At 72.1% G+C, this 25,292-nt stretch carries 13 protein-coding genes; 6 read left to right on the top strand and 7 right to left on the bottom strand.

Going from position 1 to position 25,292, the window contains the following annotated elements:
• Positions 1-125: 125 nt before the first annotated feature.
• The 4 genes from ABIB37_RS10230 to ABIB37_RS10215 form a co-directional block, all read right to left on the bottom strand.
• Positions 126-1,166: a hemolysin family protein gene (locus ABIB37_RS10230; RefSeq protein ID WP_354260061.1), complete on the bottom strand. Its 1,041-nt coding sequence runs from the start codon at positions 1,164-1,166 to the stop codon at positions 126-128.
• The gene (locus ABIB37_RS10225) at positions 1,163-2,473 is read right to left on the bottom strand and encodes a hemolysin family protein (protein WP_354260058.1); all 1,311 of its coding nucleotides are present in this window, start codon (positions 2,471-2,473) and stop codon (positions 1,163-1,165) included. The genes ABIB37_RS10230 and ABIB37_RS10225 overlap by 4 nt, the downstream gene beginning before the upstream one ends.
• 88 nt (positions 2,474-2,561) lie before the next feature.
• Positions 2,562-4,004, bottom strand: a complete 1,443-nt coding sequence (guaB1, locus tag ABIB37_RS10220; protein WP_354260055.1) for a GMP reductase — start codon at positions 4,002-4,004, stop codon at positions 2,562-2,564.
• A 10-nt stretch (positions 4,005-4,014) separates the two neighbouring features.
• Positions 4,015-5,613, bottom strand: coding sequence for a bifunctional 3'-5' exonuclease/DNA polymerase (locus ABIB37_RS10215; protein WP_354260052.1), 1,599 nt, complete (start codon positions 5,611-5,613; stop codon positions 4,015-4,017).
• Between the two features lie 61 nt (positions 5,614-5,674).
• Here ABIB37_RS10215 and ABIB37_RS10210 point away from each other — a divergent pair, with 61 nt between their 5' ends.
• The 3 genes from ABIB37_RS10210 (at position 5,675) to ABIB37_RS10200 (ending at position 11,856) form a co-directional block, all read left to right on the top strand.
• Entirely contained in the window at positions 5,675-6,181 is a 507-nt protein-coding gene (locus ABIB37_RS10210) for an HNH endonuclease (protein WP_123698237.1), read from the top strand.
• 55 nt (positions 6,182-6,236) lie between these two features.
• Positions 6,237-10,127: a multifunctional oxoglutarate decarboxylase/oxoglutarate dehydrogenase thiamine pyrophosphate-binding subunit/dihydrolipoyllysine-residue succinyltransferase subunit gene (locus ABIB37_RS10205; protein ID WP_502914043.1), complete on the top strand. Its 3,891-nt coding sequence runs from the start codon at positions 6,237-6,239 to the stop codon at positions 10,125-10,127.
• A 187-nt stretch (positions 10,128-10,314) separates the two neighbouring features.
• Complete coding sequence (locus tag ABIB37_RS10200; protein ID WP_354260045.1) at positions 10,315-11,856, top strand: sugar transferase; 1,542 nt, start codon at positions 10,315-10,317, stop codon at positions 11,854-11,856.
• Between the two features lie 365 nt (positions 11,857-12,221).
• On the opposite strand, the gene ABIB37_RS10195 is transcribed toward ABIB37_RS10200, so the two are convergent.
• Positions 12,222-13,706, bottom strand: a complete 1,485-nt coding sequence (locus ABIB37_RS10195) for a tyrosine-protein kinase domain-containing protein (protein WP_354260042.1) — start codon at positions 13,704-13,706, stop codon at positions 12,222-12,224.
• 109 nt (positions 13,707-13,815) lie between these two features.
• Here ABIB37_RS10195 and ABIB37_RS10190 point away from each other — a divergent pair, with 109 nt between their 5' ends.
• The 3 genes from ABIB37_RS10190 to ABIB37_RS10180 are packed head-to-tail and all read left to right on the top strand — an operon-like array spanning position 13,816 to position 17,611.
• A complete protein-coding gene (locus tag ABIB37_RS10190) occupies positions 13,816-14,889 on the top strand; it encodes a polysaccharide pyruvyl transferase family protein (protein ID WP_354260039.1) in 1,074 nt (357 codons plus the stop codon).
• Positions 14,886-16,124 carry a Coenzyme F420 hydrogenase/dehydrogenase, beta subunit C-terminal domain gene (locus tag ABIB37_RS10185; protein ID WP_354260037.1) on the top strand — a complete coding sequence of 413 codons (1,239 nt, stop codon included), beginning with the start codon at positions 14,886-14,888 and terminating at the stop codon, positions 16,122-16,124. Before ABIB37_RS10190 ends, ABIB37_RS10185 begins: the two co-directional genes overlap by 4 nt.
• The gene (locus ABIB37_RS10180) at positions 16,121-17,611 is read left to right on the top strand and encodes a lipopolysaccharide biosynthesis protein (protein WP_354260035.1); all 1,491 of its coding nucleotides are present in this window, start codon (positions 16,121-16,123) and stop codon (positions 17,609-17,611) included. The genes ABIB37_RS10185 and ABIB37_RS10180 overlap by 4 nt, the downstream gene beginning before the upstream one ends.
• 130 nt (positions 17,612-17,741) lie before the next feature.
• Here the strand turns inward: ABIB37_RS10180 and ABIB37_RS10175 are convergent, their stop codons facing one another.
• A complete protein-coding gene (locus tag ABIB37_RS10175) occupies positions 17,742-21,257 on the bottom strand; it encodes a PKD domain-containing protein (protein ID WP_354260032.1) in 3,516 nt (1,171 codons plus the stop codon).
• Between the two features lie 435 nt (positions 21,258-21,692).
• On the bottom strand, positions 21,693-25,220 hold the full coding sequence (locus ABIB37_RS10170; protein ID WP_354260029.1) for a PKD domain-containing protein: 3,528 nt from the start codon (positions 25,218-25,220) through the stop codon (positions 21,693-21,695).
• Positions 25,221-25,292 lie beyond the last annotated feature (72 nt).

The raw sequence follows: 25,292 nt of genomic DNA, 5'->3' as shown, positions 1-25,292 counted from the left end.
CTGCACCCACGACGGGTACACGTAGAGCACGTCGCCGAAGGCGTCGGAGACGCTCGGCACGTTGAGGATCGCGAGGAGCGCGTGGACGCCGCCGAAGCCGAGCCACAGCCAGCCCCGCTCGCGCGTCAGAAGAGCCTCCTGGTCGCGTCGCGCACCTCGCCGACGAGCTCCTCGATGATGTCCTCGAGGAACAGCAGCCCGGTCGTGTCGCCGTTCGCGTCGAACGAGCGCGCGATGTGCGCGCCGGTCGAGCGCATGAGCGCCAGCGCGTCCTCGACCTCTGCCTCCTGGTAGATCGAGGCGAGCTGGCGGATGCGCTTGGCCGGCACGGGCTCTGCCGCCTCGTCGTCGTCGGCGCCCAGCACGTCCTTGATGTGCACGTAGCCGCTCGGCTGCCCATCGGCGTCGGTGACGACGTAGCGCGAGAAGCCGCGCTCGCGCACCGCCTGCTCGATGTCGGCGGGCGTCGCACCGACCGGCATCGTCACGATCTCGGAGAGCGGCAGGGCCACCTCGCGCACGCGCCGCTCCGTGAACTCGAACGTGCGCGAGATCGCGCCGGTCGGGTCGAAGAGCAGCCCCTCGCGCTTCGAGGTCTCGACGATCGTCTCGACCTCGTCGATCGTGAAGGCGCTCGCGGCCTCGTCGACCGGCTCGACCCGCACGAGCCGCAGGATGCCGTTCGCCACCGCGTTCATGAGCCAGATGACGGGCTTGAACACGCGGGAGATGAGCACGAGCGGCGGCGCGAGCAGCAGCACCGCTCGGTCGGGCACCGAGAACGCGGCGTTCTTCGGCACCATCTCGCCGAGCACGACGTGCAGGTAGGTGACGAGCAGCAGCGCGATGACGAACGCGACGATCGAGACGACCTCGGGCGCGAGGCCCGTCCACGACAGCGGCCCCTCGAGCAGGTGGTGGATCGCCGGCTCCGACACGTTCAGGATCAGCAGCGAGCAGATCGTGATGCCGAGCTGGCACATCGCGAGCATGAGCGAGACGTGCTCCATCGCCCACAGCGCGAGCTTCGCCGCGCGGTTGCCGCGGTCGGCGAGCGGCTCGATCTGGCTGCGCCGCGCCGAGATGACGGCGAACTCCGCGCCGACGAAGAAGGCGTTCGCCACCAGCAGGATGACGAGCCACATGATGCCGAGCCAGTCGCTCATCGTGCGCCCTCCTGCTGCTGCTGATGCTCGACGAAGCGCACCCGGTCGACCCGGCGGCCGTCGATGCGCTCGACGCGGAGCGAGCCGCCCTCGACCGGGACGGTGTCGCCGACGACCGGCACCGTGCCGAGCGCGGCCATGATGTAGCCGCCGATCGTCTCGTAGGGGCCGTCCTCCGGCACCTCGACGCGGGCGCGCTCGCGCAGCTCGTCGGGGCGGAAGGAGCCCGGGAAGGTCACCCAGCCGGGGCCGCGCACGACCTCGACGTGCATCCGGTCGTGCTCGTCCGAGACCTCGCCGACGACCTCCTCCACGAGGTCCTCGAGGGTCGTGATCCCGGCGGTGCCGCCGTACTCGTCGATGACGATCGCCATCTGGTAGCCGCGCTCCTTGAGGTCGGCGAGCAGCGCGTCGAGCTTGACCGACTCGGGCACGCGGTGGGGCTCCTCGGCGATCGCGCCGACCGGCACGTCGGCGCGGCGGTCGCGCGGCACCGAGATCGCCTGCTTGATGTGCGCGATCCCGAGCACGTCGTCGAGGTCGTCGTCGTAGACGGGGAAGCGGCTGAGCCCGGTCGCGTGCGACAGCGCGATGAGGTCGGCGACGGATGCGGAGCGGTCGACGGCCTGCACGCGCGGCCGCGGCGTCATGACGTCGCCCGCGCTCAGCTCCGAGAAGCGCAGCGTGCGCGAGAGCAGCGTCGCCGCGCCCGCGTCGAGCGCGCCCTCCATGGCGCTGCGGCGCACGAGGGTCGACAGCTCCTCTGCGGTGCGGGCGCCCGAGAGCTCCTCCTTCGGCTCGAGGCCGATCGAGCGGAGGATGCCGTTGGCCGAGCCGTTGAGCGCGAGCACAGCGGGCTTGAACACCGCGGTGAAGGCGCGCTGGAAGGGCGTCACCGCGATCGCGGTGCCGAGCGGCTTCGCGAGCGCGAAGTTCTTGGGCACGAGCTCGCCGATGATCATCGACAACACGGTCGCGCCGGTGATCGCGATCACGCTCGAGAGCGGATCGGCGAAGTCCTCCGGGATGCCCCACGAGACCAGCACCGGGGTGAGCAGCCGCGAGATCGCGGGCTCCATCGTGTAGCCCGTGAGGAGCGTCGTGAGCGTGATGCCCAACTGCGCGCTCGAGAGGTGCGTCGAGGTCTGGCGGAGCGCCTTGATGGTGCCCTCGAGCCGGGACTCGCCGCGCTCGCGCCGCGCCTCGAGCTCCGCGCGGTTGAGGTTCACCAGCGCGAACTCGCTCGCGACGAAGAGGCCGGTTCCGATCGTCAGCACGACGCCGATGCAGATCAGCAGCACGTCCATCAGCGGATCGGTCCCGGCTCGGGACTATGACTGGGGTCGTCGTTCACCCGGGCATCCTACCGGCGCTCGCCGTGCGGAGCCCACTCGGTCACCACGAGACCGGCAGCGCCTTGCCCTCCTCGTAGCCCGCCGCCGACTGCACGCCGACGCGCGCACGCTCGCGGAAGGCCGGCACGCTGTCCGCGCCCGCGTACGTGAACGAGGAGCGCACACCCGCGGTGATCATGTCGACGAGGTCCTCGACGCTCGGGCGCTGGGGGTCGAGCAGGATCGTCGAGGACGAGATGCCCTCGGCGAAGAGGCGCTTGCGCGCGAGCTCGTACGGGTCGAGCCCGCCGAACCTGCCCTCGACGGCCTTCGTCGAGGCCATGCCCCACGACTCCTTGTAGAGCCGGCCCTGCGCGTCGCGCTGCAGCCTGCCGGGCGCCTCGATCGTGCCCGCGAACCACGAGCCGATCATGACGCTCGAGGCCCCGGCGGCGAGCGCGAGCGCGACGTCGCGCGGGTAGCGCACCCCGCCGTCCGCCCAGACGCGCGCACCCAGCTCGTGCGCCGTCGCGGCGGTGTCGAGCACCGCCGAGAACTGCGGCCGGCCGACCGCGGTCATCATGCGGGTCGTGCACATGGCGCCCGGCCCGACGCCGACCTTGAGGATCGATGCGCCGGCGGCGACGAGGTCGCGCACGCCGTCGGCCGAGACCACGTTGCCCGCGGCCACGGGCAGGTCGTCGCCGATCGCGCGGCGCACCGCCTCGAGCGCGCGCAGCATCCCCTCCTGGTGGCCGTGGGCGGTGTCGACGACGATCACGTCGGCGCCCGCCTCGGCGAGCGCCTTCGCCTTCGCGCCGGGGTCGCCGTTGATGCCGACGGCGGCGGCCACGCTCAGGCGGCCGGATGCGTCGAGCGCGGGCAGGTAGAGGTCGGCGCGCAGGGCGCCGAGTCGCGACGCGATGCCGACGCAGCGGCCGTCCTCGACGACCGGGGCGACGTCGACGCCCTCGCGCTCGAGCGCCGCGAACATCGCGCGACCGTCACGGACGTCGTCCGGGCCGAGCACCGGCAGGTGCGAGTGCAGCAGGTCGCCGAGGCGCGCGTCCGGCAGCGCCGACGCGAGCCGCTCGGCGGGGATCGCGCCGAGCATCGAGCCGTCGGGCGCCTCCACCACGACGCAGTGGCCCGGGATCGCGGGCACGCGCTCGAGCGCGTCCTGCACGACGTCGTCGGGGGCTGCGCGGTGGGGCGACTCGAGCGTGACCGACTGCGCCTTCACCCAGGCGATGGCGCGGCAGGTCTCGTCGAGCGGCGGGTCCTGGGTGAGCACGGCGAGCGCGCCGCGTCGCGCGAGCGCGGCGGCCATGCGCGGCCCCGTGACCGAGCTCATGTTCGCCGCGACGATCGGCAGCGTCGCGCGCGTGCCGTCGTCCGGCGAGAGGTCGACGTCCATGCGGGAGCCGACGCCGCTGCGGCTGGGGACCAGGAAGACGTCGGAGTAGGTCAGGTCGTGCTCCGGCACGTCGCCGATGAATCGCATGGCCCCAACGCTACTTCGCCTGGCTCCAGTCGCCGACGACCGCCGCCTGCACCGGGAACTCGATCGGGAAGCCGCCGAAGAGCGTGCGGCCGGCGAGCGCCGCCGCCTCGCGCACGGCGTCCGCGACCTCCTCGGCGCGCTCTGCGGGCGCCTGCACGATCACCTCGTCGTGCAGGAAGCACACGAGCGCCGCGCCCTCGACGTCGCGGATCGCCCGCCGCACCCCGGCCATCCACGCGAGCGCCCACTCGGCCGCCGTGCCCTGCACGACGAAGTTGCGCGTGAACCTGCCCCACGCGCGCGCCTGGCGGCCGCCTCGCTCGTCGTCGCGCCAGCGCGGTGGCAGCGGCGACGCGCGGCCGAGCCACGTGCGCACCCGCTCCCGCCGCTCCCCCGCCCTCGCGGCGGCCTCGACCGCCGCCATGGCGCGCGGGTAGGCGCGGCCCAGCCTCGGCAGCACGGCCGCCGCCTCGCCGGTCGTGCCGCCGTAGAGCGCGCCGAGCATGCCGAGCTTCGCGTGGTCGCGGGTGTCGACGACACCGCGGTCGACGAGCGCCTGGTACAGGTCGGCGCCCCTGCCCGCCTCGGCGAGCGCCTCGTCGCGGGCGAGCGCCGCGAGCGCGCGCGGCTCGAGCTGCGCCGCGTCGGCCACCACGAGGCGCATGCCGGGCTCAGCGGCGACGGCGCCGCGGATCTGCCGCGCGATCTGCATCGCACCCGAGCCCTCCGTCGCCCAGCGCCCGGTGACGACGCCGCCCGGCACGTACTCGATCGCGAGGCGGCAGCGGCCGCGCTCGTCGACGCGCGCCCAGCGCTGCGCCCACGACCAGCCGTTCGCGGTGTGCAGCCGCGACATCCGCTTGTAGGCCACGAGCGGCTCGATCACCGGGTGGTCGTGCTCGCGCAGCTCCCAGCGCGAGGTGGAGGCGACGTCGACGCCCGCGCGCCGCAGCGCCCGCAGCACCTCCTGCGGCGAGTCGGGGTTGAGCGCCGGGTCGCCGAGCGCCTCGCGGATCTCGCTCGCGAGCGCCTCCATGCGCCGCGGCCTGCCCGCCGCGCCGATCGGCGCGGTGCGCTCGCCGAGCGCCTCCACGAGCAGCGCGTCGTGCCGCGCCCGGTCGAACGGCAGCCCCTCGCGGCTCAGCTCGACCGCGACGACGGCGCCCATCGACTCGGCGGCCGCGAGCATCGCGAGCCCGGGGTCGTCGCCGATCGCCGCGTCCTGCAGCCCCAGCTGCTCGGCGAGCGCGTCGAGCGGCTCCGCCTCGGGCGCGAGCGAGAAGAGCCCCTCGGCGTCGGAGCGCAGCGAGCGCGCCCAGCGTTCCTCCGCCGGCAGCCCGCGTGCCTCGGCGAGGATGCGGTGCACGAGCCGCACGTCGCGGACGCGGTCGATCGGCACGGCGGCGTCGAGCAGCACGGGCGCGACCCCCTTCGCGTCCTGCCAGACGATGCGCGCCGGCGAGCGGCCGCGCAGGCGATCGTCGAGCCCGACCTCGGCCGCCGGGTGGATGCGCACGTCGACCGCCCTGCCGTCGACGAGCGTCGCGACCGCGATGCGCGCGCCGCGCTCGAGGGGCACGACGCCGACGTCGCCAGGTCCGGCATCCACGTCGTCGACACTATTCTGCGCAACCCACAGGCGGATGCGGCACGATGGACCCGGAGACGCGATGACAGCGCAAGTGGTGGTGCTCAACGCGACGCTCGAGCCGATCGGCGTCGCATCGCTGCAGCGCGCGGTCGCGTTCATCGTCAAGGAGCGCGCGCAGATCGTGCTGGCCGCCGACGGCACCATCCGCTCGAACTCGCTCGAGCTGCCGGTGCCGCGCGTCGTGGTCTTCAACGACTACGTGCAGATCCCGCACACGCGCCTGTACGACCGGATGCCGTGGAGCCGCCGCGGCGTGCTCGACCGCGACCGGCGGCGGTGCGCGTACTGCGAGGGCCCCGGCGCGACCATCGACCACATCCATCCCGCCTCGCGGGGCGGCGAGTCGACGTGGCTCAACACCATCACCGCGTGCGTCGCCTGCAACGGGGCGAAGGGCGATCGCACGCCCTCCGAGGCCGGCATGCCGCTGCGCTTCGAGCCGCGCGTGGTGTGGCGGCGCGAGGTCATGCTGCTCGCGGTCGAGGCGGCCGGCGTCGACCTCGCCGAGCTCGGGCTCACGCACTGAGCCCCAGCCGCACGCCCTATGCTGGAAGGACACGTGGCCGCGGACTGCCTGCGGCATGCCCGAGAATTCGGAAGAGGCGATCGATACCGTGTCCAGCCCTGCGGACGACAGCGACTTCGGAGCGAACGAGTGGCTCGTCGAGGAGCAGTACCAGCTCTTCGCCAAGGACAAGAGCGCCGTCGCCCAGTCATGGTGGCCCATCCTCGAGCGGTACGCCGCACAGCGTGCCTCCGGTGATGCGACGACGAGCATGAGCGCGGCGACGCCGCCGGCCGCCGCGCCCGAGGCGGCTGCTGCGGAGGCGGCGACGCCCGCGGCGGCACCGCCCGCCCCGGCCCCCACCCCGAGCGCCGCGCCGTCGCGGCCCGCGCCGCCCCGCAAGCCGGTGCGCGCCGAGTCGCGCCCGGACGGACCCGTCGACTCCGGCAAGGGCCAGCGCGCCCAGGACGCGCCCCGGGAGCAGAAGGAGGGCCAGGCCGAGACGCCCGCACCCGCCCGCGCCGACGGCGCCATCGTCGCGCGCACCACGCGGCAGGCAGCCCGCCCGACGCCCGTCCCGGCCGACGCACCGAGCGCCGGCGCGAAGCAGGCGGCGAAGGCGGAGCAGGCTCCCTCCGAGCAGCCCGTCGTCACGACGCTCCGCGGCATGCCGAAGTCGCTCGCCGCCAACATGGACAAGTCACTCGCGGTCCCGACCGCGACGAGCGTCCGCACCGTGCCGGCGAAGCTGATGATCGACCAGCGCATCGTCATCAACAACCACCTCCGCCGCACGCGCGGCGGCAAGGTCTCGTTCACGCACATCATCGGCTACGCGATCGTGCAGGCGCTCAAGGCGTTCCCGAGCCAGAACGTCTACTACGACGAGATCGACGGCAAGCCCTCGCTCGTCGCCCCGCCGCACATCAACCTCGGCATCGCGATCGACATGCCGAAGCCCGACGGCAGCCGCGCGCTGCTCGTGCCGAGCATCAAGGCGTGCGAGACGATGGACTTCTCGGAGTTCGTCGCGGCGTACGAGGCGATCGTGAAGAAGGCGCGCGCCAACAAGCTCGAGGCCGGCGACTTCGCCGGCACGACGATCTCGCTCACGAACCCCGGCGGCATCGGCACCGTGCACTCGGTCCCCCGCCTCATGCAGGGCCAGGGCTGCATCATCGGCGTCGGCGCGCTCGACTACCCCGCAGAGTTCATGGGCTCGAGCCCCGAGCGGCTCGCCGACGCGGGCGTCGGCAAGACCGTCACGATGACCTCGACCTACGACCACCGCGTCATCCAGGGCGCGGGCTCCGGCGAGTTCCTCCGGATCGTGAACAACCTGCTCGTCGGCGACCAGGACTTCTACCGCGGCATCTTCGCCGACCTGCGCATCCCCTACGAGCCCATCAAGTGGTCGACCGACGTCTCGGTGCGCGCCGCCGACGAGCTCTCGAAGCAGACGCGCGTCGCGCAGCTCATCAACTCGTTCCGCGTGCGCGGCCACCTGATGGCCGACATCGACCCGCTCGAGTACGTGCAGCGCACCCACCCCGACCTCGAGATCGAGCAGCACGGGCTGTCTTTCTGGGACCTCGACCGCGAGTTCGTCACCGGCGGGTTCGGCGGCAAGCGCTCGGCGCTGCTGCGCGACATCCTCGGCGTGCTCCGCGACTCGTACTGCCGCACGATCGGCATCGAGTACATGCACATCGCCGACCCGGCGCAGCGCCAGTGGTTCCAGAGCCACCTCGAGGTGCCCTACGTCAAGCCGACGCACGACGAGCAGATGCGCATCCTGCGCAAGCTCAACGAGGCCGAGGCGTTCGAGACGTTCCTGCAGACCAAGTACGTCGGCCAGAAGCGCTTCTCGCTCGAGGGCGCGGAGTCGATGATCGCCTTCCTCGACGCGCTCCTCGCGGGCAGCGCCGAGGCCGGCCTCGACGAGGTCGCGATCGGCATGCCGCACCGCGGCCGCCTCAACGTGCTCACCTCGATCGCGGGCAAGACCTACGGCCAGGTGTTCCAGGAGTTCGAGGGCGCAGCCGTCTTCCAGGGCTCGGGCGACGTGAAGTACCACCTCGGCAACTCGGGTGAGTTCACGGCCGCCGACGGCTCGACCGTGCCCGTGTACCTCGCGGCCAACCCGTCGCACCTCGAGGCCGTCAACGGCGTTCTCGAGGGCATCGTGCGCGCGAAGCAGGACCGCATCGGCGACGGCGAGGCATCGGTGCTGCCCGTGCTCGTGCACGGCGACGCCGCGATGGCCGGCCAGGGCGTGGTGTTCGAGACGCACCAGCTCTCGCAGCTGCGCGCGTACAAGACCGGCGGCACGATCCACCTGGTCGTGAACAACCAGGTCGGCTTCACCACGCCGCCCTCGGAGTCGCGCTCGTCGACCTACGCGACCGACGTCGCGAAGGCGATCCACGCGCCCGTGCTGCACGTGAACGGCGACGACCCGGAGGCGGTCGTGCGCGTGGCGGAGCTGGCGTTCCAGTACCGCCAGGAGTTCAAGCGCGACATCGTCATCGACCTCATCTGCTACCGCCGCCGCGGGCACAACGAGGGCGACGACCCGACCATGACGCAGCCGCTCATGTACTCGCTCATCGAGGCGAAGCGCTCCGTCCGCACCCTCTACGCCGAGAACCTCGTCGGCCGCGGTGACATCACCGAGGAGGAGTACCAGGCGGCGCAGGCCGACTTCCAGGGCAAGCTCGAGCAGGCCTTCATGGAGACGCACGCCGCCGCGACCGGCTCCATGCCCGCCGTGACGCCCACGCCCGCTCCCGAGCAGCTCGTCGGCGAGCCCGAGACGACCGGCGTCGAGCCGTCGGTCATCGAGGCGATCGGCGACGCGCACGGCAACCCGCCCGAGGGCTTCGAGGTGCACCCGAAGGTGCAGCAGGTGCTTGACAAGCGCGTCAAGGCCACCCGCGAGGGCGGCATCGACTGGGCGTTCGGCGAGCTGCTCGCGCTCGGCTCGCTGCTCATCGAGGGCACGCCGGTGCGCATGTCGGGGCAGGACACGCGTCGCGGGACGTTCGTGCAGCGCCACGCCGTCATGCACGACCGCGTGAACGGCCAGGAGTGGCTCCCGCTCGCCAACCTCGGCGAGGAGCAGGGTCGTCTCTCGATGTACGACTCGCTGCTGAGCGAGTACGCGTCGATGGCGTTCGAGTACGGCTACTCCGTCGAGCGCCCCGACGCGCTCGTGCTGTGGGAGGCGCAGTTCGGCGACTTCGCCAACGGTGCGCAGATCGTCATCGACGAGTTCATCGCCTCCGCCGAGCAGAAGTGGAACCAGCAGTCGTCGCTCGTGCTGCTGCTGCCGCACGGCTACGAGGGCGCCGGTCCGGACCACTCGTCGGCCCGCATCGAGCGCTTCCTGCAGCTGTCGGCCGAGCGCAACATGACGATCGCGCGACCGTCGACGCCCGCGAACCACTTCCACCTGCTGCGCCGGCAGGCATACGCGCGGCCGCGCCGGCCGCTCGTCGTCTTCACGCCGAAGGCCATGCTGCGCCTGCGCGACGCGACGAGCCCGGTCGAGGACTTCACGAGCGGCCGCTTCCAGCCGGTGATCGACGACCGCCAGGTGCAGGACCCGGGCGCGGTCACGCGCGTGCTCCTGCACTCCGGCAAGGTGCACTACGACCTCAAGGCCGAGCTCGCCAAGCGCGGCCGCACCGACATCGCGCTCGTGCGCGTCGAGCAGCTGTACCCGCTGCCGATCGACGAGATCAACGCGACCGTCGACCGCTACCCCAACGCGTCGCTCGTCTGGGTGCAGGAGGAGCCGCTCAACCAGGGCGCATGGCCCTTCATGCACCTTGCGCTCCCCCGGCACCTGCACGGCCGCACGCTCAAGGTCGTCGGCCGGGCTCCCGCTGCGAGCCCGGCGACCGGTTCGGCGAAGCGCTCCGCGCAGGAGCTGTCGGCGATCCTGGAGTCCGCGCTGGGCTGACCCCGGGGTACTGATCACCCCTTCCGCTGAGCAACGCCTCAGTGCCGCCTGACGATCCCCGCACGAGTCTCCTCGTGCGGGGATCTTCGCTTGTCGCAGATCCCTCACTTCTCCATACTGATCCCAAACAGTGTTACGCGAGGGGCCGCGAGATGTCGTCGGCCCCGCTCGGAAGTGGGTGGTGCAGGTGCAGCGTGCATGGCATGGCACATCGCGCAAGCTCGGTGCCGTTGCAGCAGCGCTCCCCACGGCGCCCCCGCTCGCGCTCCCGGGCGCGCAGTCGCCCCGCGCCACGCCCTCGCTCGCCCGGAGGCTGCTGCAGGAGCGCCGCACGCGGCTGCGCCTGACGCTGACCGATCTCGCGGTCGTCGCCTCGGCGACGCTCCTCGTGGGCGCCGTCACCGCTCCGGCCGGCGCGACCGCGCTCGAGCCGGTCCCGCTCGAGCAGGTGCTCGCCGCGCCCGTGCTCGTGGTGCTCGTGTGGTTCGTCGCGCTCACCGCCATCAGCTCCCGCGACGCCGCGGTGATCGGCGCCGGCGCGATGGAGTACCGCCGGGTCGTGCATGCTACGGGCCTCGCCTTCGCCGCCCTCGCAGCCCTCGCGCTCGTCGCGGACTGGCCCGCGCTCCGGCTGCAGCTGCTCATCGCGCTGCCCGCAGGCATGGTCGCCCTGCTCCTCGGCCGCTGGCAGTGGCGGCGCTGGTTGCTCGCCCGCCGCCGCGACGGCGAGTGGGCGTCGCGCACCATCCTCGTCGGCGACCACGACGAGGTCGCGTACGTGCTCGAGCGGCTCGGGCGCGCGCCCGACCTCGGCTACCACGTCATCGCCGCCGCGGTCGCCGGTCACCAGGGGGACCCGCTCGAGCTTCGCGGCCGGAGCGTGCCCGTGCTGAGCGCCCACGCGGGGATCGCCGAGATGGCCGAGCGCATGGGGGCCGACACCGTGATCCTCGCGGCGAAGCCCGACGCCGATCCCGCCTACCTCACGCGGCTCAGCCGGCAGCTCGAGGGCACGTGCGCCGAGCTCGTGCTCTTCTCCCGCCTGACGGATGTCGCCGGCCCCCGCATCTCCTTCCGCCCGGTCGACGGCCTGCCGCTCATCCAGGTGCGGATCCCCACCTTCGACGGGGGCGAGCACGTGCTGAAGCGCGCGCTCGACGTCGTCGTCTCCTCCTTCGCGCTGCTGGCGGTCGGGGTGCTGGCCGTGCCGATCGCGATCGCGATCCGGCTCGACTCCCCCGGGCCGATCCTCTTCCGCCAGCAGCGCGTCGGCCGCGACGGGCGCACCTTCGCGATGCTGAAGTTCCGCACGATGCGCGTCGACGCCGAGCAGGAGCTCGCGGCGCTGCAGGCGCACAACGAGGGCGCCGGCCCGCTCTTCAAGCTGCGGGACGACCCGCGCATCACGCGCGTCGGCGCCTTCCTCCGCAAGCACTCGCTGGACGAGCTGCCGCAGTTCTGGAACGCGCTCAAGGGCGACATGAGCGTGGTCGGGCCGCGCCCGCCGCTCCCGGGCGAGGCGACCACCTACGACGGCGTGGCGATGCGGCGGCTCTACCTGAAGCCGGGCATCACGGGTCTCTGGCAGATCAGCGGCCGCAGCGACCTCTCGTGGGACGAGAGCGTGCGCCTCGACCTCCGCTACGTCGAGAACTGGTCGGTGATGCAGGACCTCATGATCATGGTCCGCACCGCCCGCGTCGTCATCCATCCTGCCGGCGCCTACTGAGCCGCCGGCACCACCGAGGAGACACCCATGCACTTCGCGATGCCCTGCGCCCGCGGCGTCTCCGCGAGCCGCGGCGGCTCCGAGTCGTGATGCGGCACGACGGGATCCTCGACGCGAAGTCCCACCGCATCTGGCCGATCGCCGTCGACACCGGCGACGCGCGCTCCGACGCGGGCGGCGAGTCGCGCTCCCGCACCGGGCGTTCACGGCGCGAGGACATCGAGCACCCGACCGCCCGACGACGGATCGCGCGGCTTCGGCCGGACCTCGGCCTCACGACGCCTGCGGGGACTACCTGCCCGATGCGGCGGCTCCGCTCGGTGTACTCGCCCGCGATCGGCCGTGTACGGAACGGCCGGCGCTGGTCAGGCCTCGGGCACCGCTGAATGCCGCACTCTCGCGACCGGCCGCTTCTGCCGACGCTCAGCGCCGGGATCGTCCGCGTAGTAGGTGTTGCGATGCTTCGACGGGCGAGCACGGTTGAGCACGATGCCCAGGATGCGCCCGCCGGCCGACTCGAGCGAGCGGATCGTGTTCGCGAGCTGGGGCCGACGGGTCTTCGACGCGTCGACGACGATCACGACGCCGTCGGCGAGCGGAGCGATCAGGTTCGAGTCGGCCACGGTGAGCACGGGTGGCGAGTCGATGATGACGACGTCGTAGCGGTCTGCCGCGTCGTCGAGCACCGACCGGAACGCCTCCGAGGTCACCACCGTCGCGGGGTTCGGCGGCAGCGCGCCCGAGGTCAGCACGTCGGGGCCGTGCTCACGCCACCCGACGATGGCCCGCGACAGCTCGATGCCGCCCATCAGCGCCGTCGTGAGGCCCACCGAGCCGTCGAGCCCGAACAGCTCGTCGACTCGCGGGCGGCGCAGGTCGGCATCGATCACGAGCGTCCGATCGCCCGAGTCGGCGAGCGTCACGGCGAGGTTGGTCGAGAACGTCGACTTGCCCTCGCCGGGCGACGACGAGGTGATCAGCAGCCGGCGCGAGGTGCCGTCGAGCGTGGTGAACGCGAGCGCCGACTGGATCCGCCGCATGTCCTCCGACACGGGGTCGTGCGGCTCGCGCGCGACGATCAGCCCAGCGCCGACACCGCGCGTCGCACGTGTGACGACGCCCAGCACCGGCAGATCCGTGACCCTCGCGACCGCTGCCTCGTTCCGCACCCGGGTGTCGGCGACGGTGGCGACGAACGCCGTCAGCACACCCAGCAGGAAGCCGATCGCCGCTGCCAGCAGTGCGTCGCGGGTCTTGTTCGGCACGGTCTGCACCGTCGGCGCGACCGCGTCGTCGATCACGGAGGCGCTGATCGTCGCCGCGCCCTCCACGCTGTCGGCACCGACCTCGAGCACGACGACGGCGAGCTGCTCGGCGACGCTGTTGGCGACGGCGGCGGCGCGCTCCGGCTGGCCGGAGGTGGCGATGACGTCGAGGATGACGGTGTCCTGCGGGATGGTGACCGCGATCGACCGCGCGAGGTCGCGCGGCGTCGTCTGCAGGTCGAGGTCGTCGATCACGAGGTCCAGCACCCTCGACGACGTCGCGAGTCGCGCGAAGGAGAGCATCTGGTTCTGCGTGTAGGCCGACCCCTGGTTGAGGTCGGCTCCGGACGTGCCCTCGTTGAGCGCGAAGTAGAGCGATGCGCGGGACTGGAACTGCGGCGGGGTCGCCGAGGAGAGCGCAAAGCCGGCAGCGCCGCCGACCAGCGTCATGCCGACCACGACGGCCCAGAACTTCCGCAGCGCCTCCCAGACGTGGGACAGGTTCCACTGCACCGGCTCGGCGCTCACGCGGTCCTCCTCGCACCCGGGGCGCTGCACGCCGAAGAGATCCTGCTGCTTCGGCATCGGCCCGTCATGGGTGAGACACTACCGGCGCGCACCCTCCGGCTCGTCCCGCGCCGTGCCGCTACTGTGACGCCAGGGTCTCCGGGCGCCCGAGATGAAGGAGGCTCCGATGCGCATCCTCGTCGCATGGGCTGATGACTCGTCGCCGAACCTCGGCGTGCGCGCCCTCGGCCAGGGCTCGGTCGATCTGCTGCGCCAGGCGTGGCCGGACGCCGAGTTCGTCTACATGAACTATCGGCGCCGGCCGGACGCGATCCCCTGGGGCAACCACCGATCGCTGGTTCGCGAGCGACTGACCGGCCGCAAGGGGATGATGCGCTGGCTCGCGGACTTCGACCTCGTCTGGGACACCCGCTCGGGCGACAGCTTCGCCGACATCTACGGTCTGCGCCGGCACGGCACGATGTCGCTCGTGCACGAGTTCGCCGTGCAGGCGGGCACGCCGGTGGTGCTCGCGCCGCAGACGCTCGGGCCGTTCCGCACGGCGCGAGGCCGCCTCCTCGCCCGCCGCTCGCTGCACCGCAGCCGCCTCGTCTTCGCGCGCGACCCGATCAGCGCCGAGGCCGCGACCGCGCTCGGACGCGCGCCGGACGCCGTGACGAGCGACCTCGTCTTCGGCCTGCGCCAGCCATCGTCCGAGGCCGGGCTCGACGTGCTGCTCAACGTCTCCGGCCTGTTGTGGCACAGCGACGCGCATGGCGACGCGAGCACCTATCGGACCGCGGTCCGGGAGGTGATCGACGGGCTGCTCGCTGACGGCCGTGCCGTCACGCTGCTCCCCCACGTGCTCCACGCCGACAACCCGGACGACGACCTGCCGACGTCCCGCGAGCTGCATGCGGCGTACGACGGCCGCGTCGGGCTGCGCATCCCGCGCGACCTCGACGACGCCCGGTCCGCGATCGGCGCCGCGCAGCTCGTCATCGGCGCGCGGATGCACGCGTGCCTCAACGCGCTGTCGACCGGGACGCCGACGGTCGCCATGGCGTACTCGCGGAAGTTCGCGCCGCTCATGGACGCGATCGGCTGGCCGCACGTCGTGCAGCTCGCCGAGACCGACGGCATCGGCGCCGCCGTCCTCCGCCACGCGCGGCTCGATGGGCTCCGGGCGAAGGCCGTCGCCGCGCAGCAGCAGGGCCAGCAGCAGCTGCTGCCCCTCCTCGAGCGGCTGGGCGCCCTGTGACCGGCAGCACGACGACCGGAGGCGCGACGACCGGGCTCGAGCGGGCGGTCGCCGACGTGCTCGAGCGGGACGCGTGCTCCGGCTGCGGCCTGTGCTCACGGCTGGATCGGTCGGTGCGGATGGAGCTCGACGCGCAGGGCTATGCACGCCCCGTGTTCTCCGGACCGTCGGAGCCGATTCCCGATGCCGAGGCGATCTTCCGCCGCGGTTGCCCCGGCGTCGTGGTCAAGGCGCCGACGGCGCCGCGCGGCGCGACGCCGCACGCCCTGCTCGGGGCCCACCTCGGCGTCTGGAACGCCTGGGCGACCGACCCCGAGATCCGCCACACGGGCAGCAGCGGCGGCGCGCTTACCGCGCTGCACACCTGGCTCGTCGAGAGCGGCAGGGCGGCGCGCGTCGCCGGCGCCGCGGTCGACGCCGGCGCCCCGCGCCGCACCGTCCCCGTCTCGATCATGACGCGCGAGCAGGCGCTGAGCGCCGCGGGCTCGCGCTACGCGCCGGTCGCCGCCCTCGACAACGACGACGTGCTCGCGCCCGGCAGCGCGGTCTGCGCGAAGCCCTGCGAGATCTCGGCGCTGCGGCAGACCGCCGCCGACCTCATCGAGGGCGAGCCGCCGCTCATGCTCTCGTTCTTCTGCGCCGGCACGCCGAGCCAGCACGCGACCGACGCACTGCTGTCGGAGCTCGGCGTCGGGCGCCACGCCGAGGTCCGGGCGCTCCGCTACCGCGGGCGCGGCTGGCCCGGTCGCTTCACCGCGACGAGCGGCGACCGCGAGGTCTCCGCCGACTACGACGAGTCGTGGGGACGGACGCTCGGGCCGACGACGCAGTGGCGCTGCAAGGTGTGCGTCGACGCGGTCGGAGAGGCCGCCGACATCGTCTCTGCGGATTCGTGGGAGTCGGACGAGCACGGCTACCCGACCTTCGTCGACGGTGCGGGCGTGAGCGCGCTCATCGCGCGCACTGAGCGAGGACGCCGGACGATCCTCGAGGCAGAGGCAGCCGGCGTGATCGAGCTCGCACCGCTCTCGATGGACCGCCTCGCGGCGGCGCAGCCGCTGCAGACCGAGCGGCGCAGATTCCTGCGCGCACGCCTGCTCGGCTCGATGCTCGCTGGCCGGCGCCCGCCGCGCTACCCCGGCTACGCCCTGCTGCGGCTCTCCGCGACGGCGCCTCGCATGGCGGCGCGGGTGCTGCGGGGCACGTTCCGCCGGGTGCGACGAGCGGCGCGATGATGTCGTCGACCCTCGCGCACGACGCCGCGCGCGGCGCGCTCTTCACGATGATCGCGCAGGCGGCGCGCATCCTGCTGCAGCTGATCTCGGTCGCGGTGCTCGCGCGGCTGCTCACCCCGCACGACTACGGCATGCTCGCGATCGTGCTGGTGCTCGTCGGGCTCGGCGAGATCTTCCGCGACTTCGGGCTCACCTCCGCCTCCATCCAGGCGCCGGAGCTCTCGACCGGGCAGCGCGACAACCTGTTCTGGATCAACGCCGGCATCGGCACGGGGCTCGGGCTGGCGATGCTGCTCGCCTCCTGGCCGCTCGGCGCGATCACGGGCGAGCCCGACATCGTCGGCATGGCCCAGTGGCTCTCGCTCCTCTTCGTGTGCAACGGCCTCGCGACGCAGCACCGTGCGAACCTCATGCGCGAGGTGCGGCTCCGCCCGCTCGCCATCGTCGACGTCGCCGCGGCGGCGATCGCGCTCGCGGTCGCGATCGCCGCGGCGGTGCTGGGCGCGGGGTTCTGGGCGCTCGTCATCCAGCAGCTGTGCAACGGCGCCATCTCGCTCATCGGCATCGTCATCGCCGGCCGGTGGCTGCCGCGCCGCTACTCCCGAGCGCACAGCGTGCGCACGATGATCACGTTCGGCTGGAACCTCGTGGCCGCGAACCTCGTGCAGTACGCCGCGCGGCAGGTCGACACGGTGCTCGTCGCCGGCCGCTTCGGCACGGCGTCGCTCGGCCTCTACAACCGGGCCTTCCAGTTGGTGATGACGCCCCTCGGGCAGGTCCGCTCGCCGCTGCAGTCCGTCGCGCTCCCCGTGCTCTCGAGGCTGCAGCGCGATCAGCCGCGCTTCGAGACCTACGTCACGGCCGCGCAGCTCGCGCTCGGCTACCTGATCGGCATCCCTATCGCCATGCTCGCGGGCCTCGCCGAGCCGGTCGTCGCGATCATGCTCGGCGATGCGTGGGCCGAGGCGGCGCCGATCCTGCGGATGTTCGCGATCGCCGGGCTCCTCACCACGCTGTCGTACGTCGGCTACTGGGTGTACCTCGCGCGCGGTCTCGGCGCGCAGCTGCTGCGATACACGCTCGTCACCGCGGTGATCAAGGTCGTCTGCATCGTGATCGGCTCGTTCTTCGGCCTGATCGGCGTCGCGATCGCCTTCGCCGTGCACCCGGCGATCGCGTGGCCGATCTCACTCGCGTGGCTCTCCCGCGTCACGCCGATGCCGACGCGGCGGCTCTACGGCGGCGCGGTCCGGATCTTCATCGTCACTCCGCTCGCCGGCGTCGCCGCTTGGGGTGCGGGCGAAGCGGCCTCGCCCCTGGGACCCTGGGCTGCCGTCGGAGCCGGACTCGCCGCGGGCCTCGTGACCGCATCGGCGTCCCTGCTCGTGCCGATCTACCGGCGCGACGCGCAGTCGCTCATGGGCTTCGTCCGGCTGATGGCGACGCGCCGCCGACCGACTCCCGGCGCCGCAGCAGCTGCCGGCTGACCCGGCACGCGACCTCGCCGCAGCGCGCTCCGAGTAGCCGCTGGGCGAATCAAGGAGCGCGGCCCCGCCCGCGGAGTACGCGAGCGTGGCCAGCACCAGGAGGGAGTCGCCGTCGGGCGCTCCCCCGCCGTCACCCGAGGTCGGTCACCCGGAACGCGTCGATCGAGAAGACGCCGGTGGCGGTGGCCGCGCTGCTCCGGTTCGCATGCACGCCCACCGAGCCTGCGGGGTTCGATCCGGTGGCGTCGGTCACGCTCACCTGCCACGCCGCCGGCTGCGGCGTACCCGCGCGCCAGAGGCTCGCCGCGACCGTCGTGCTCGTCGTGCCCGTGACCTCGACCTCGAGCGTGAACCAGTCACCGGCCGCGCGGGTGATGCCCGGCACCTGGTAGCTGCGCAGCACCGTCGAGCCGTGCTGCACCACGAGCCACACCGTGCCGTTGTCGCGCAGCCACACCCGAACCCGGTAGTCACCGGCGCTGGTCGAGCGCGTGATGACGCCCAGGTAGGCGGAACCGGTCGCCGGCGCCTGGTCTAGCCGCAGATCCATCGAGACCCGCAGATCCTGAAGCGCCAGCGCGTTCAGCCGCAGATCCCGCGTCGAACCCGCACCGAGGGCGAGCGTGCCGACCCCGTTGCCGACGGATGCGGGAGCCGAGGTGCCCGTGACCGTCCACGGTCCTCCGACCTCCGACGTGCCCCAACCCGGTGCCACCGTGCGCGAGAAGTCGTCGGACGCCGCGAAGCCCGCGGGGAGTACGACCGGGTCGGAGACCCGCACGACGCCGGTCGTGGCCGCGATGGCGCCGTCGTCATCGGTCACGGTGAGCGTGACGGTATAACTTCCGGCCGTCCCGTAGCGGTGTGTCGACGTCGCGCCGGTGGTGCTCGCCGTACCGTCACCCCAGTTCCAGCTCCACGACGCCACGCTGCCATCCGGATCCGAGGAGGCCGAGCCGTCCACCGCCGCGTCGAGCTCGTCGACCGTGCTGGTGAACGAGGCCGTCGGCCGGACGTTGGGTGCCTGCACCGTGACGTTCTGCGTGATGGCGCGGCTCAGTCCGCGGCTGTCGGTGACCGTCAGCCTGACGGCGTAGGTGCCCGCCTGGCTGTAGGCATGCGTCGGCGAGACCCCGGTGCCCGCCGTGCCGTCACCGAACTGCCACGCGTACGACGCGATCGTCGAGCCGCTCGCGGCACTCGAGCCAGACGCGTCGAAGCTCGCGGAGAGCGCGCTCGTCGTGGACTGGAACGAAGCAGTCGGCGGTTGCTGCCCGGAGCCCAGAGCATGGTGCGTCGAGACCTGGCTGCTCGTCAGCGCGGAACCGTACACGGCGATCTCGTCCATCGCGCCGCGGAAGTGCGACGATGACGGCGCGTTGGGCCAGGAGCTCAGCGTGTCACCCCCGATCCGCCAGTAGCCACCGTATGCCCGGGCGGTCGTGACGGTGGTGTCCTGTGCCACACGGGTGCCGTCGACGTACAGCGCGATGCCGCCCGCCCCCTGCGTCGCCACGACGTGGTGCCAGCGGCCGTCGTTGTAGGCGGCGCTCGTCGAGATGGTCCGCAGCACATCCAGGTGAACGCCGAACGTCAGGCGCCCGTTGTTCTGCATGTAGATGTGACGGTCGTAGGTGGTGGACGAACCGGTCTGGGAATTGCCGAAGCCGATCAGCTTGCCGCCGAGCAACGTCGTGGTGTTGAACCAGAGCTCGGTCGAGAATGCGCGGGGCATCGCCGAGTTCCAGCCGGACGACACGCGTCCGGACGTCGTACCGTTGAAGCTCGAAGCGGTCTCCCCGGTCAGCCCCGCTACCGCTCCGGGTGACCGGCTGGTCACCCCACTGGCGATCAGCGGGGTGCCCGGTGCGCTCCAGTCCGAGCGAATGAGGCCCAACGGGTAGTAGAGCGTGGCCCCGTCGTCCAGCACGGCCTCGGAGTACGCGGATGTCTGCCCGCTCGCGACGGTCACGGTCGAGGCCTGGCTCGTCACGGCGTTGCCATTGCCGTCGACCACGCGCACCGTGTACGTGTGGCTCGTCCCAGGCGTCAGCCCGGTGTCGTTGAAGGTGATCTGCGGCTGCGACCACCAGCTCGACGGGACGACCTGCGACTGGATGACACCGGCCGTGCCCGTGCGGCGCAGCTCATACGTCAGGTCGCGGTCGTCTCGGTCCCAGTTGCCGCGGATCGAGATGCGCACCCGGCCTCCAACCACTGAGGTGACGGTCGGCGCGCCCCACGTCGCGCTCGCGATGCGCGGACCCTGCTTCGGCCCGTTGGGCGGCGTAGTGGAGAAGCGCACAAGGCCCTCGTAGCGCAGGTTGTTGACGCTGCCGAACTCTCCGCCGACCGAGACATACTGATCGTTGCCCGTCATCGACAGGCCGGCCTGATTGAGGCCCGACGTGCGGCCGACCGTGAAGTCCGGATACCACCCGTACGGCGCCGGGGCCGGAGTGCCGCCCCAATCCTTGTAGTTGGGGCTGTGCGCGAGCGTGCCCTCGGCGGTCGCGGTGAAAGCCTCGACGTACCGGTAGGTGCGCGGGCTCAGCTCGGGAGCGAGCCCTGCAGTTTCGCACTCGTGGGTGTGACTCGTCGCATAGACCGTCTCGCCCGTCGAAAAGACGCCGTAGTGGTCGCCGTGGCAGTCGGCGACCCACCGGATCGCGCCAGTTCCCGCCTCAGCAGCGAACACACCCTCGAGGTTACCCGCCGTGAGATTTCCGTACACCCACCCGGTGCCGTATACGCCCGAGTCATCGACAGCTAGCGCGAAGATGCCGGCTTTGCCGGCATAGACTCCGTCCGACCGGCCGTTGACGATCGTCTTCGACGCAGCCCACATAGTGTCGAGGGCGCCGGAGACCGGATCCAGTGCCGACAGACCGCGCTGGACCACCCCGTTCGTGAGATAGAACCGTCCACCGACGATGACGTGCGAGCCGCCGGGGTCGATGACCATCGCGTCGCCCTGCAGGTCGATCGTGGGAGCCCACGAGCGGAGCGCGCCGTTAGCCGTGGCGAAGGCCGCGAGGTTCTGCCGCGCGACACCGTTCGCCTGCGTGAAGAGGCCGGTCACATAGACCGTATCGCTCGTGGTTGCGATGCCGTAGACGCCGCTACCGCCGGCTGAGGCGTTGAATCCAGGGAGCAGCGCACCCGTGACGGGGTCGAGTGCTGCGAAGTTGAAGCGGGTCTGGCCGTTCACCGAGCTGAACGAGCCGCCGATGTAGAGGCGCGTGCCGTCGGCGGATGCTGCGACGGCGCGGATCGGCCCGTTGACCTGCGGTGCGAACGACAGCAGGTTCCCCGTCCGGATGTCGTAGGAGAGGATGTTGCTGCGCGGCGTCAGGCTCGTGCCGGGAGCCGCGAGCGGCGCCCGTGCGTTGGCGAAGCCGCCACCCGCATAGACCGTGTTGCCGATCATGGTCTGCGCCCACACGTAGCCGTTGTCGATCTGCACCGTCGCGAGGGGATCGGCGGTGACGACCGCGCTGGTGCGCTGCTGCAGCGTCACCGGGCCGGTGCCCGTCGCGTTCGCGACGGTCAGTCCCGAGGTCAGCATCGCGCCGGTCGCGACCGTGGCGAGCGCGGCGAGCAGCACGGCGCGCAGAGAGCGGCGAGAGCGCATGGCGGTGTCCATCTCAGAGGGCTCTTCCCGTGCAGACCGCGAGCGACTCGCCGTCGGAACCGTTGGACGTGCGCTGCGGCCCGGGGGCAGGCGTCTCGATGGCGGTCGGATCGACGGCGACAATGGCCACCGCCGTCGAGCGTCCTGCTCGACGGATCCGGCGTGGTGCGATCACAGCTCTCCCGACATCCGTAGCCCGCGGGCCTCGACGCTGCTCTCCGGCGAGCCGGGACGACGTCGATGCCGCCTTGCCTCGAGCGTATGGATAACACTGTTCGGATAACGACCGATCGCGGCAATCATCAGCGGAAGCCGCGTTGGGCTTGATCTTCCCTACGACGTGCCGTCGCTCGAACTGTCGGAAGCGGAAGCAGCGCGGCCCCGCCCGCGCAGTGCGCGAGCGGGGCCAGCACCAGGAGGGAGTCGCCGTCCGGCGCTCCCCCGCCGTCACCCGAGGTCGGTGACGCGGAACGCGTCGATCGAGAAGACGCCCGTCGCGGTGGCCGTGCTGCTGCGGTTCGCGTGCACGCCCACCGACCCGGTGGGGTTCGACCCAGTCGCGTCGGTCACGCTCACCTGCCACGCCGCCGGCTGCGGCGTGCCAGCGCGCCAGAGGCTCGCCTCGACCGTCGTGCTCGTCGTGCCCGTGACCTCGACCTCGAGCGTGAACCAGTCACCGGCCGCGCGGGTGATGCCCGGCACCTGGTAGCTGCGCAGCACCGTCGAGCCGTGCTGCACCACGAGCCACACCGTGCCGTTGTCCCGCAGCCACACCCGCACTCGATAGTCGCCAGCAGAGGTCGACCGCGTGATGACGCCCAGGTAGGCGGAACCGGTCGCCGGCGCCTGGTCGAGCCGCAGATCCATCGAGACCTGCAGGTCCTGGAGCGCCAGCGCGTTCAGCCGCAGATCCCGCGTCGAACCCGCACCCAGGGCGAGCGATCCCACCCCGCTGCCAACGGATGCGGGGGCCGAGGTGCCGGTGACCGTCCACGGTCCTCCGACCTCCGACGTGCCCCAACCCGGTGCCACCGTGCGCGAGAAGTCGTCGGACGCCGCGAACGTCGGGGCCACCACGACGGGGTCCGTCGCATGGACGGCGCCGGTCGTCGTCGCAGTGGCACCGTCGTCGTCGGTCACGGTGAGCGTCACGGTGTAGTCGCCCGCCGTCCCGTAGCTGTGGGTCGCGGTCGCACCCGAGGTGCTCGGCGTCCCGTCGCCCCAGTTCCAGCTCCAGGAGACGACGCTCCCGTCCGGATCCGAGGAGCCGGAGCCGTCCACCGTCGCGTCGAGGTCGCTGACCGCGCTCGTGAACGACGCCGTCGGGCCGACGTTGGCGGCCTCGACCGTGACGTCCTGGGTCACGGCACCGCTCAGCCCGCGGCTGTCGGTGACGGTCAGCGTGACCGCGTACGTGCCGGCCTGATCGTACGGATGCGTCGGCGAGACGCCGGTCCCGGTCGTGCCGTCACCGAACTGCCACGCGTAGGAGGCGATCGTCGAGCCGCTCGCGGCGGTCGAGCCGGACGCGTCGAAGCTCGCGCTGAGCGTGCTCGTCGTGGACTGGAAGGCAGCCGTCGGCGCCTGCAGCCCAGCGCCCACTGCGTAGTGCGCCGCGACCTGGCTGCTCGTGAGCGCTGAGCCGTACACGGCGACCTCGTCGATCGCACCGCGGAACGAGGCCGAGGAGGGCTGGGCCGACCAGCCGTTCAGGTTGTCGCCGCCGATCCGCCAGTAGCCGCTGTAGTCCTGCGCGCCGGTGACGCTCGCATCCTGTCCGACCAGTGCGCCGTCGACGTACAGCGCGATGCCCCCGGGTCCCTGCGTCGCGACAGCGTGGTGCCAGCTGCCGTCGTTGTAGGCGGCGCTCGACGAGACGGTGCGCACCTGCCCGGGGTAGACGCCGAAGGTCAGTCGACCGTCGTTCTGCATGTAGATGTGGCGGTCGTAGTTGCTCGACCAGTCTGTCTGCGAGTTGCCGAAGCCGATCAGCTTGCCGCCCTGGTTCGTCGTGGTGTTGAACCACAGCTCGGTCGAGAACGTGCCCGGCACCGTCGAGCTCGAGCCCGACGAGACGCGGCCGTTGCCGCTGCCGTCGAAGCTCGACGCCGACTCACCCGTCACGCCCGCCACGCCACCCGGCGACACGTTCGTCGCGCCGCTGCCGAACAGCGGCGTGCTCGATCCACCCCAGTCGGAGCGGTCGGAGCCGAGCGGGTAGTACAGCGTGGCCCCGTCGTCGAGCACGGCGTTGGCGTATGCGGACGACTGCCCGCTCGCGACCGTCACCGTCGCGGCCTGGCTCGTCACGGCGTTGCCGTTGCCGTCGACCACGCGCACCGTGTATGTGTGGCTCGTCCCGGGCGTCAGCCCGGTGTCGTTGAAGGTGATCTGCGGCTGCGACCACCAGCTCGACGGGACGACCTGCGACTGGATGACACCGGCCGTGCCGGTGCGCCGCAGCTCGTACGTCAGGTCACGGTCGTCGCGGTCCCAGTTGCCGCGGATCGAGATGCGCACCCGACCGGCGACGACCGACGTGGCGGAGGGCGCTCCCCAGGTCGCGCTCGCGATGCGTGGACCCTGCTTCGGGCCGTTCGGCGGCGCCACTGCGAAGCGCACGATGCCCTCGTAGCGCAGGTTGTTCACGCTGCCGAACTCGCCGGCGACCGAGAGGAACTGGTCGTTGCCGGTCATCGAGAGCCCCGCCTGGTTGAGGCCAGAGGTGCGGCCGACGGTGAAGTCGGGGTACCAGGCGTACGGGGCGGGAGCCGGCGTGCCGCTCCAGTCCTTGTAGATGTTGTTCACGGAGGGGCTGCGCGTCAGGGTGCCCTCGGCGGTCGCCGTGAAGGCCCCGACATATCGGTAGGTGCGAGGGTTCAGCTCCGGCGCAAGCCCGACGGTGTCGCACTGGTGCGTGTGGCTGGTGGCATAGACCGTCTCGCCAGTCGAGAAGACGCCGTAGTGGTCGCCGTGGCAGTCGGCCACCCAGCGGACGGCGCCGGAGCCCGCCTCAGCGGCGAACACGCCCTCGAGGTTGCCCGTGGCGACGTCGGCGTAGACCCAGCCCGTGCCGTAGACGCCCGAGTCATCGACGGCCAGGGCGAAGATGCCGGCCTTCCCCGCGTTCGAGCCGGAGGACCAGCCGTTGATGACCGTCTTCGACGCCGCCCAGGCAGTGTCGAGTGCGCCGGTCACGGGGTGGAGTGGCGCCAGTCCACGCTGGACCACCCCGTTCGTGAGGTAGAACCGGCCACCGACGATGACGTGCGAGCCGCCCGGGTCGATGACCAGCGCGTCGCCCTGCAGGTCGATCGTGGGAGCCCACGAGCGGAGGGCGCCGTTGGCGCCGGCGAAGGCCGCGAGGTTCTGCCGCGCGACACCGTTCGCCTGCGTGAAGCGTCCGGTCACGTACACGGTGTCGCCCAGCGTCGCGATGCCGAAGACGCCGGCGCCACCGACTGAGGCGTTGAACCCGGGCAGCAGCGCACCGGTGACAGGGTCGAGTGCCGCGAAGTTGAAGCGGGTCTGACCGTTCACCGAGGTGAACGAACCGCCGATGTAGAGCCGCGTGCCGTCCGGCGAGGCCGCGACCGCGCGGATCGGGCCGTTCACCTGCGGCGCGAACGACAGCAGGTTCCCCGTGCGGATGTCGTACGACAGGATGTTGCTACGCGGCGTCAGACTCGTGCCGGGAGCCGCCAGAGGCGCCCGTGCGTTGGCGAAGCCGCCACCGGCGAACACCGTGTTGCCGATCATCGTCTGCGCCCAGACGTAGCCGTTGTCGATCTGCACCGTCGCAAGCGGATCAGCCGTCACGATCGAGCTCGTGCGCTGCTGCAGCGTGACCGGACCGGTCCCCGCTGCGTTGGCGACGGTGAGCCCGGAGACCACCATCCCGCCCGTCGCGACGGTGGCGAGCGCGGCGAGCAGCAGGGCGCGCAGTGGACGGCGAGGGCGCATGATGGTGTCCATCTGTCAGGGGTTCTTCCCGTGAGGACCGCGAGCGGCTCGCTCGCGGTTGTGGCCGGCCGATGACGCTGCTCG

The organism is Agrococcus sp. UYP10, from assembly GCF_040547205.1.
Lineage (GTDB): Bacteria > Actinomycetota > Actinomycetes > Actinomycetales > Microbacteriaceae > Agrococcus > Agrococcus jenensis.
This window is presented reverse-complemented; position numbering and strand designations above follow the sequence as displayed.